The sequence below is a fragment of the Sabulicella glaciei genome (assembly GCF_026183895.1).
Taxonomy (GTDB): domain Bacteria; phylum Pseudomonadota; class Alphaproteobacteria; order Acetobacterales; family Acetobacteraceae; genus Roseococcus; species Roseococcus glaciei.
On record NZ_JAPFQI010000044.1, the window covers coordinates 1 to 8,779 of the forward strand.

8 protein-coding genes are annotated in these 8,779 nt (G+C 72.3%); all 8 read left to right on the forward strand.

Annotation, left to right across the window (positions count from 1 at the left end; all coding sequences use genetic code 11):
* On the forward strand, nucleotides 1-571 hold a 571-nt coding region (locus tag OF850_RS23215; RefSeq protein WP_301592776.1), incomplete at its 5' end, for a cell envelope integrity protein TolA.
* An 86-nt stretch (nucleotides 572-657) separates the two neighbouring features.
* On the forward strand, nucleotides 658-1,980 hold the full coding sequence (tolB, locus tag OF850_RS23220) for a Tol-Pal system beta propeller repeat protein TolB (protein ID WP_301592778.1): 1,323 nt from the start codon (nucleotides 658-660) through the stop codon (nucleotides 1,978-1,980).
* A 125-nt stretch (nucleotides 1,981-2,105) separates the two neighbouring features.
* A complete protein-coding gene (gene pal, locus OF850_RS23225; RefSeq protein ID WP_301592779.1) occupies nucleotides 2,106-2,612 on the forward strand; it encodes a peptidoglycan-associated lipoprotein Pal in 507 nt (168 codons plus the stop codon).
* 44 nt (nucleotides 2,613-2,656) lie between these two features.
* Nucleotides 2,657-3,547, forward strand: coding sequence for a tol-pal system YbgF family protein (locus OF850_RS23230; RefSeq protein WP_301592780.1), 891 nt, complete (start codon nucleotides 2,657-2,659; stop codon nucleotides 3,545-3,547).
* Entirely contained in the window at nucleotides 3,538-4,809 is a 1,272-nt protein-coding gene (gene tilS / locus OF850_RS23235) for a tRNA lysidine(34) synthetase TilS (protein ID WP_301592781.1), read from the forward strand. The genes OF850_RS23230 and tilS overlap by 10 nt, the downstream gene beginning before the upstream one ends.
* Entirely contained in the window at nucleotides 4,806-6,725 is a 1,920-nt protein-coding gene (ftsH, locus tag OF850_RS23240; RefSeq protein ID WP_368044727.1) for an ATP-dependent zinc metalloprotease FtsH, read from the forward strand. The genes tilS and ftsH overlap by 4 nt, the downstream gene beginning before the upstream one ends.
* Nucleotides 6,726-6,788: 63 nt before the next feature.
* The gene (folP, locus tag OF850_RS23245) at nucleotides 6,789-7,796 is read left to right on the forward strand and encodes a dihydropteroate synthase (protein WP_301592784.1); all 1,008 of its coding nucleotides are present in this window, start codon (nucleotides 6,789-6,791) and stop codon (nucleotides 7,794-7,796) included.
* Nucleotides 7,797-7,844: 48 nt separating this feature from the next.
* Nucleotides 7,845-8,597 (forward strand): DUF3750 domain-containing protein, encoded by a 753-nt coding sequence (locus OF850_RS23250; protein WP_301592786.1) that lies wholly within the window; start codon nucleotides 7,845-7,847, stop codon nucleotides 8,595-8,597.
* The last annotated feature ends 182 nt before the right edge of the window (nucleotides 8,598-8,779 follow it).

The following is an 8,779-nucleotide window of genomic DNA, read 5'->3' on the forward strand; positions in this document are numbered from 1 at the left end:
GGCGACGCCGGCCCCGCCGCGTCCCACGCCGCCCCTGCCGCTGCCGCCGCCCCCGACCCCGCCGCCGCCCGAGCCGGCGCAGACGCCGGGCACTGGCCAAACGCCGCCCGTCCGCAACCCGGCGGAGCGCAGCCAGTCCGTGCTGAACACGCTGGAGCGCCTGCAGGCCGCGCAGCGCCAGACGCAGCCGCCCACCGCGCGCCCCAACCCGGCGCCGGGCGCGCCGCAGCAGGGCGGCGGCGTGCCGCAGGGCACCGCCAACCTCACGGCCAGCGAGCGCGCCGGCCTCGCCGACAAGATCAGCGAGTGCTGGTCGGTGGATGCGGGCGCGCCGGGGCTGAACCAGATCAGCGTGGAGCTTCGCGTCGAGGTGGATGCGGGCGGCGTGGTGCGCGTGGTGCGCCCCAACGGTAGCCCGCCCTCCGAGCCGCGCGCGCGCATGGTCTATGAGGCGGCGCGCCGTGCCCTGCTCGACCCGCGCTGCAACCCGCTGCCCCTGCCGCGCGAAAGGCTCGCCGCGCTGCGCGACGCCGTGTTCCGCTTCCGCCCGAGCGACCTCGGGCTGCGCTGACCCGCCCTCCCATGCCCGGGCACTTGACCCCTGTGCCGCAAGGGCCAAGGTGCAGCCCGCCGAGACCACCCCGGAGAGACAAGTCCGTGAGCATCAACCGCCGCCAACTCCTCGCCGCCGCGGGCGCCACCCCGCTGCTATCCGCCTCGGCCGCGCTGGCGCAGGGCGGCACGGTGATCGACATCACCCGCGCGCGCACGGATCCGATCCCCATCGCGATTCCCGACATGGCGGGCGGGCCGCTGGGCGCGCAGATCAGCCGGGTCATCGCCAACAACCTCCGCTCCTCCGGCCTGTTCCGCCCAGTCGAGCGCGCGGCCTTCATCCAGTCGCCCGACGCGGCCGCCGCGACGCCCCGCTTCCAGGATTGGCGCGTGATCGGTGCGGTGGCGCTGGTGACGGGGCGCGTGCAGCAGGGTGGCGACGGGCTGCGCGTCGAGTTCCGCCTGTGGGACGTGCTGCCGGAGCAGCAGGCGCTGGGCACCGCCTACAATGCCTCCGCCTCCAACTGGCGCCGCATCGCGCACATCATCTCGGACGACATCTACAAGCGGATGCTGGGCGAGGATGGCTACTTCAACACCCGCGTCGCCTATGTGAGCGAAACGGGGCCGCGCGACCGCCGGGTCCGTCGCCTCGCCATCATGGACCAGGATGGCGAGAACCACGCCTTCCTGACCGATGGCCGCTTCCAGGCACTGTCGCCACGTTTCCATCCGAACGCGCAGCAGATCGCCTTCATGTCGTATGAGCGGAACGAGCCGCGCGTGTGGCTGTTCAACCTGCAATCCGGCCGGCAGGAGCCGCTGGGCAGCTTTGGCGGCATGACACTGTCGCCACGCTTCTCGCCGGATGGGCGCTCCGTCGTGCTTTCGGCGATCCGGGGCGGCGACGCCAACATCTTCGTGGTGGACCTCGCCTCCCGACGCGAGCGGCAGCTCACCGCGGCGGCCGGGCTGGACGTGTCGCCCTGCTTCTCGCCGGACGGGTCGCAGATCGTCTTCAACTCGGACCGAGGCGGCGACCAGCAGCTCTACGTCATGGACGCGGGCGGCGGCGGCGCGCGGCGCATCTCCTTCGGCAATGGGCGCTATGCGACCCCGGTCTGGTCGCCGCGCGGCGACCTGATCGCCTTCACCCGCATCGCGCGCGGCCAGTTCGCCATCGGCGTGATGCGCCCCGACGGCTCGGGCGAGCGCATCCTGTCCGAGGGCTGGGCGATGGAAAGCCCCACCTTCGCGCCCAATGGGCGGGTTCTGATGTTCTACCGCGAAAGCCAGGCGCGCGACGCGCGGGGCGGCGGCTACTCGGCACGCCTCGCATCCATCGACATCGCCGGCTTCAACGAGCGGCCGATTCCCACCCCCACCGACGCAACCGAGCCAAGCTGGTCTCCGTTGCTCGGATGAGCAGCCTTGCGCCAAGCGGGAAGCTTTCTGCCTTGATTGCGCCGCGTGGCAAGGCTACCGGGGCAGACAGGCTTTTGCGCTGCAACACGCGCTTCCCGCACACTGGCTTGAACAGGAGAACACCCATGGCCACCACGAAGCCCCTTCTCGCCGCCCTGATGGCGGCGGGCCTTCTCGTCGCCTGCTCGTCCACCGACGAGAACGCAGCCGCCACCGGCGCCGGCGGCGCAGCCGGGCTCGGCGGCGCAGGCGGCCTCGGTTCGGGCACGGTCCGCCCGGGCTCGCAGGAGGATTTGGTGGCCAATGTCGGCGACCGCGTGTTCTTCGACACGGATCGCTCCTCCATCCGCGCCGACCAGCGCACCGTGCTGGAGCGCCAGGCGCGCTGGCTTGGCCAGTACCCGCAGGTGCAGGTGATGGTGGAAGGCCATGCGGACGAGCGCGGCACGCGCGAGTACAACCTCGCCCTCGGCCAGCGCCGCGCCAATGCGGCGCGTGACGTGCTGGTGGCCTCTGGCGCGTCGGGCGCGCGGGTCCAGACCATCTCCTATGGCAAGGACCGGCCGGATGCGCTGGGCTCGAGCGAGGAAGCCTGGGCCCAGAACCGTCGCGCCGTCACCGTGGTGCGCTGACCACCGGCGCTTTGCCGGTGGCATGATCCAGGGGGATCGCTCCAATGGCCATGTTCCGTGCTGACACCGCGTCCTCCCGCAAGGGAGGCGCCGCCCGGCTCCTCGCCGCCGCACTGCTCGCGGGCGGGATCTGGGCCGCGCCGGCCGCAGCGCAGATGGACAGCCGCGAGGCGATCGCCCTGCAGAACCAGATCCTGCAGCTCCGGCAGGAGATGGAATTCCTCCGCCGCGGCGGCGCTCCTGTGGCGCCGCCCATGGCCGTGCCGCGCGGCGGCCCAGTCGGTGGCGGAGAGCTGGTGAACCAGCTGCTGGAGCGCGTTTCCATCCTGGAGGAGGAGCTTCGCCGCTCCCGCGGCCGGGTGGAGGTGCTGGAGAACCAGAACGGACGCCTGCGCGCCGATGTGGAGAAGCTCCAGGGCGACCTGGATTTCCGCCTGAGCCGCATCGAGGGCGGCGGGGGAGGGAGCGCTGCTTCGTCCGCCCCTGCGCGCCCCTCGGCTCCGGCGCCCGCCGCACCTGCCGCGCCCGCGGCAGCCTCCGCCCCCGCCCCGCGCACGCCGGAGGCAGCGATCCGCGAAGGACAGGCCGCGCTGGGTCGCCGGGACTTCGCCGCCGCCGAGCAGGCGGCGCGCGAGGTGCTGGCCTCCCGGAGCGGTGCGCAGACGTTGAATGCTCAGCTTCTGCTCGGCGAGGCGCTGGCCGGGCGTCGCGATTTCGGCAACGCGGCCATCGCCTTCAACGAGGCCTATACGCGCTCCCGCACCGGCCCGCGCGCGCCGGAGGCGCTGCTCGGCCTTGCCAATGCCTTCACCGGCCTGGGTTCGCGCCGCGAGGCCTGCGACACGCTGGACGACCTCAGTTCACAATTCCCGCGCCTGTCGGGGCCGCTGTCGCAGCGGGCGGCGCAGACTCGGCAAAGGGCGCAGTGCCGCTAGCCCCGGTCGGGGAGGCGGAATTCGCGGCGCTGATGGCGCCGCTCGGACCCTTCGGGCCGCTTGTCGCAGTGGGATGTTCCGGGGGGCCGGACTCCCTTGCCCTTGCCTGGCTCGCGCATCGCTTGCGACCGGGGCAGGTGCTGGCCCTGGTGGTGGATCACGGGCTGCGGGCGGAAAGCGCGGCCGAGGCGGCCGGGACCATCACGCAGCTTGAGGGGCGCGGCATCGCGGCGCGGCTCCTTTCCCTTTCCCTGGCGGCCGGCGCTGGCATGCAGGAACGCGCGCGCGCCGCCCGCCGGGCCACCCTTCTCGGCGCTTGCCGGCAGGCGGGCGCGCTGCACCTGCTTCTCGCGCATCACCTGGAGGACCAGCGGGAAACGCTGCTGATGCGCGCCCTTGCCGGAAGCGGGGCCTGGGGCCTGGGCGGCATGGTGCCCGTCCACCCCTCCGTCGAAGCGCTGGTGCTGCGTCCCTTGCTGGGCCTGAGCCGTACCCGGCTGCGCGCGACCTGCGAGGCGGCGGGGCTGACGCCGGTGGAGGATCCATCCAACCGGGACCCGCGATTCCTGCGTGCCCGGCTGCGCGAAGCTCCGTCCGGCCTCGACCCCGCGCCCTTCGCGCGGCGCCGCGCCCGGATGGCGCGGGAGGTGGCCGAGCGCCTCGCGACGGCAGCGGCGATCCTGCCGGAAGGCTGCGCGCGGCTCGACTTCGCGGCGCTGGGACAGGACGCCGTGGCGGCCCTGGCCCTGGCGCGGCTGGTGCAGGCCGTGGGGGGCGGGGCGCACCCTGCCGCGCCCCCAGCACTCCGCCGCCTGCTGGCGGCAAGGGAAGGATCCCTGGGCGGGGCGATGCTGCGGCGGGATGGTTGGCTGCTGCGCGAGACCCCGGCCCCGCCCGTGCCGGCCGAGGCGGGCGCGCTCTGGGATGGGCGGTTCCGTCTGGGTGCGGCCGCGCCGGGTCTTTCCTTCGGCGCGCTGGGCGCCGAAGCGGCCCGGTTCCGCGCCGCGCGACGCGACCTGCCGGCACGCGCCCTCCGGGCACTGCCAGCCCTGCGGGACGGGGAAGGGCGGCTGGTGGCGGCGCCGCATGTCCCGTTTTCGGCCCTGCCGCCGGGCGTGCTGCATCCGCTTCGCTTCGCGCCGCGTTCCGGTCCGGTCACGGAATGTTTTGGTCGGGGCGAACCCCCGTGCCAAAGTGCCCTGGACTTCCTATGTTCACGGATATCCGGCTGCGTGGCCGGCGAAGGGGAACGCGCAACGTGAGCAATTTCGGCCGCAACCTGGCCCTTTGGGTGATCGTGGCGCTGCTTCTGGTGGCTTTGTTCAACCTGTTCCAGCCCTCGGGCACGAGCAGCCGGTCCCAGACGCAGGTGGCCTATAGCGACTTCCTGAACGAAGTGAATGCCGGCCATGTCCGTGACGTGGTGATCCAGGGCCGCACCGTCGTTGGGCAGCTTTCCGACGGGCGCAGCTTCAGCACCTACACGCCCGAGGACCCGGCGCTGGTGTCTCGCCTGACGGAGAAGGGCGTCCGCGTGGTGGCGCGGCCGGAGGAAAGCGAGGTCAACCCGCTCTTCCAGATCCTGATCTCCTGGTTCCCGATGCTGCTGCTGATCGGTGTCTGGATCTTCTTCATGCGCCAGATGCAGGGCGGCGGCGGCCGGGCCATGGGCTTCGGCAAGAGCCGCGCCAAGCTGCTGACGGAGAAGCATGGCCGCGTCACCTTCGACGACGTGGCCGGCATCGACGAGGCGAAGGGCGAGCTGGAGGAGATCGTGGACTTCCTGCGCGACCCGCAAAAGTTCCAGCGCCTGGGCGGCAAGATCCCCAAGGGCGTGCTGCTGGTCGGCCCGCCGGGCACCGGCAAGACGCTGCTGGCGCGCTCCATCGCCGGCGAGGCGAATGTCCCCTTCTTCACCATCTCCGGCTCCGACTTCGTCGAGATGTTCGTGGGCGTCGGCGCCAGCCGCGTGCGCGACATGTTCGAGCAGGGCAAGAAGAACGCGCCCTGCCTGATCTTCATCGACGAGATCGACGCGGTGGGCCGCCACCGCGGCGCCGGGCTGGGCGGCGGCAACGATGAGCGCGAGCAGACGCTAAACCAGATGCTCGTCGAGATGGACGGCTTCGAAAGCAACGAGGGCGTCATCATCATCGCTGCGACCAACCGGCCGGACGTGCTGGACCCCGCGCTGCTGCGCCCGGGCCGCTTCGACCGGCAGGTCGTCGTGCCGAACCCCGACGTGGTGGGCCGCGAGAAGATCCTGCGCGTGCATATGCGCAAGGTCCCGCTGGCCTCCGACGTGGAGCCCAAGACCATCGCCCGCGGCACGCCCGGCTTCTCCGGCGCCGACCTCGCTAATCTCGTGAACGAGGCGGCGCTGCTGGCCGCGCGCTCCGGCCGCCGCACCGTCGGCATGGCGGAGTTCGAGGCGGCGAAGGACAAGGTGATGATGGGCGCCGAGCGCCGCTCCCTCGTCATGTCCGACGACGAGAAGCGCATGACCGCCTATCATGAGGCCGGCCATGCCCTCGTCGCCATGCATGAGGAGGAGTGCGACCCGGTCCACAAGGCCACCATCATCCCGCGTGGCCGCGCGCTGGGCCTCGTGATGTCGCTGCCGGCGGGCGACCGCTACAGCAAGCACAAGTCCAAGATGATGGCCGAGCTGGCGATGGCCATGGGCGGCCGCGTGGCGGAAGAGATCGTCTTCGGCCCCGACAAGGTGAGCAACGGCGCCTCGGGCGACATCAAGATGGCGACCAACCAGGCGCGCATGATGGTCACCGAGTGGGGCATGAGCGACAAGCTCGGCATGGTCGCCTACGGCGAGAACAGCCAGGAGGTGTTCCTGGGCCATTCCGTCACCCAGTCGAAGAACCTGTCGGAGGAAACGGCGCGCCTGATCGACGCCGAGATCCGCGGGATCATCGACAACTCCTATGCCCGCGCGAAGCATATCCTCACCGAGAACCGGGAGGAGCTGGAGCGGCTGGCCAAGGGGCTGCTGGAGTACGAGACGCTTTCGGGCGACGAGATCCGGCAGGTCCTCCGCGGCGAGCCGGTGGTGCGGAACCGGCCGGACGAGCCTGCTTCCTCCGGCCGCGGAAGCGTGCCCTCCTCGGGGCGCAACCCGCGACCGGATGCGGGCGGCTTCAGCCCACAGCCGGCGGGCTGATCCTGGCCTTCGGTTGAACAACGGCGGCGCGCTTCGGCGCGCCGCTTTCGTGTCGGGGGGACGGTGGAGTTCTTCGAGCCGCTGGGATTGCTGGATGGACCCGTGGGCTTCGCCGCCATCCGCGATGGGCTGGCCCTGCCGCTGCAGGGCGGCCCGCTCGCCTTCACCCTGCTGCGTGACGGGACGGGCCAGTGGCGCGCCCTGGAGGATGCGCCCGAGGCGCTGACCCGCGCCCCCGCGCCCTTTGCCCGGATGGAGCGGCACCGCGCCCGCCCGCTCGTCATGGGCATCGTGAACTGCACGCCCGACAGCTTCTCCGGCGACGGGCTCGGCGATCTCCACGCGGCCGCGATCGCCCAGGGCGTGGCCATGCTCGAAGCCGGGGCCGACCTGCTCGACATCGGCGGCGAAAGCACCCGCCCTGGCGCCGAGCCCGTCCCGCCGGAGGAGGAGATCGCCCGCATCCTCCCGGTGGTCCGGGAATTGGCGCGGCTTGCCCCCGTCTCGCTGGACACGCGCAATGCCCGCACCATGGCAGCGGGGCTGGAGGCCGGGGCCGCGGCCATCAACGACGTCAGCGCCCTGCGCCATGACGGGGATGCGCTGCGCGTCATCGCCCAGGCCCGCTGCCCCGTCATCCTGATGCATGCCCGCACCACCGACCCCCGCACCATGCAGCGCGACGTCGCCTACGTCGACGCGGCGCTGGAGGTGGCGCGCTTCCTGGAGGGCCGCGTGGCAACGATCGAGCGCCTGGGCATCCCCCGCTCGCGCATCGCCGTGGACCCGGGGATCGGCTTCGGCAAGCGGGTGCAGGACAACCTGGACGTCGTGACGCGGCTGCCGCTCCTCGCCTCCATCGGCTGCACCATCCTGGTCGGCGCCAGCCGCAAGGGCTTCGTCGGCAAGGTGACGGGGGTGGAGGAGGCGGGGCGCCGCGTCATGGGCAGCGTCGCCCTGGCGCTGGAGGCGGCGTCGCGCGGGGCGCATGTGGTGCGGGTGCACGACGTGGCGGCAACGGTGCAGGCGCTGCGGATGCAGGAAGCGGTGCGCGCCGGCTTCGAGGCCTGAGCGCCGGGCTTGCACGAAGTCGCGGGACGCCAAACATCAAGGGGGACGATGTCCCTCCCCAAGCTCGGGCTGCTGCTCTTCGCCCTCTTCTTCCTGTTGCCCATCGCGGTCTCGGCCCTGCTGCACCAGCGCAGCGGGATCGGCGCCGGCTGGGCGGTGGCCGACCGGTCGAGCGCCGGGCTGCTGCCTGACCCGGCGACCCACCGGGCCGCGGTGGTACGGGTGTTGGCGGCGCCCACGGTGCGCTGGCGCGGCGTCGTCGCCGTGCATTCCTGGATCGTCGTGAAGCCCGAGGGGGCGCGGCGCTACACGCGCTACGACTACACCGCCTGGGGCGACCCGATCCGCGTGGATGGCTTCGCGCCCGACGGGCGCTGGTTCGGCCGCGCTCCGGAACTGGTCTTCGCCGCGGATGGCGAGGCGGCGGAGGCGATGATCCCGCGGCTGCGCGCCGCCATTGAGTCCTACACCTGGCGCAACCGCGGCGACTACCGCGCCTGGCCCGGTCCGAACTCCAACACCTTCGTCCAGGCGGTGATGGACACCGTGCCGGAGGCCGGGGTGGTGCTGCCGCCCAACGCCATCGGCAAGGACTTCCCGCATGACGGACGGTGGCTGCGCCTCACCGGGACCGGGCTGCGGCTCAGCCTCGGCGGCTATGCCGGGCTGGCCGTGGGCTGGGCGGAAGGGCTGGAGGTGAACATCCTTGGCGCGGTGGCGGGCCTCGATGTCCGGCGCCCGGCACTTAAGCTGCCGGGACTGGGGCGGCTCGGTCTGGCCGCCGCGCCGGGCGAGGCATAGGCCATGTTTCCCGGCCGCATTTTCCGAGGCGCCAGGCGATTCCGCTTGGCTTGAAAATGCTCCAGGGAGACCTGTGCGCGGAACGCTTGCGGCGCGGCATCGTGTCTGATTCCCTTGCAGGCGACGGCACATGGAGTGACCTCGATGTCGCACCGCGTGATTGGCCAGGAGAGCCTCGACGC